Origin of the sequence: Mesorhizobium sp. M4A.F.Ca.ET.050.02.1.1, from assembly GCF_003997725.1 — a bacterium.
GTDB lineage: Bacteria > Pseudomonadota > Alphaproteobacteria > Rhizobiales > Rhizobiaceae > Mesorhizobium.
In genome coordinates this window covers 1-623 of record NZ_RZSG01001407.1, presented here as the reverse complement: position 1 = coordinate 623, position 623 = coordinate 1, and the positions used below count along the sequence as shown (strand labels likewise).

The window sequence follows — 623 nt, the reverse complement described above, 5'->3', positions numbered from 1 at the left end:
TCTTCTATGTGCCTGAGGTCAGGTTCGAGGGCGACGAGCAGTATCGCGACCGTTTCACCGAGCCGGTCACCAAGCTGTTCGCCCTCAACGACCAGGCCGCCAAGCACAACCCGGACGAGGTCGCCTGCCTCGACTTCGATCCGGGCCTCGACGCGCAGGACTTCGACCAGAAAACCCTGTCGAAGACGCTGAAGCTTGCCGAGACCGTCAACGGCGACAGCGCCGAAGTGACGGCGACCTTCAGCCTTTTCCCGGAAGGCGATGATTCCAAACGTGAAATGGTCTGGTCGCTGAAGAAGGTCGACGGCAAGTGGAAGGTCGCCGACATCGCCTCCAAGACCAGCGGCTGGACGCTGAGCGCGCTGGAATGCATGCCCGGCAAGGCGCCGGAGTGAAGCGATGGTTCGCCGTATTGCCCTGGCGCTTGCGACCATCTCAATGCTGGCGACTGGCTTGAGCGTCAGCGCCCAGGGCCTGTTCGGCGCGCCACCGGCAAATGCTCCGGCCGACAATGCGCCTTCCGACGACACATCGCCAGCACCCCCGGCGGCCGCATCGCCGCCAGCTGAAAGTGCGCCGGCAGCACCCGTGCTGCCGGGTTCGCCGACGGCGGTTGTAAAACC

Annotated in this window: 1 protein-coding gene and 1 pseudogene; both read left to right on the top strand. The window is 64.7% G+C overall.

Going from position 1 to position 623, the window contains the following annotated elements; all coding sequences use genetic code 11:
- A partial coding sequence (locus EOA33_RS37820) for a DUF3828 domain-containing protein (protein WP_127407850.1) occupies nucleotides 1–395 on the top strand: 395 nt, incomplete at its 5' end.
- Nucleotides 396–399: 4 nt separating this feature from the next.
- Nucleotides 400–623, top strand: a pseudogene (locus tag EOA33_RS40045) (hypothetical protein); the annotation flags it as partial.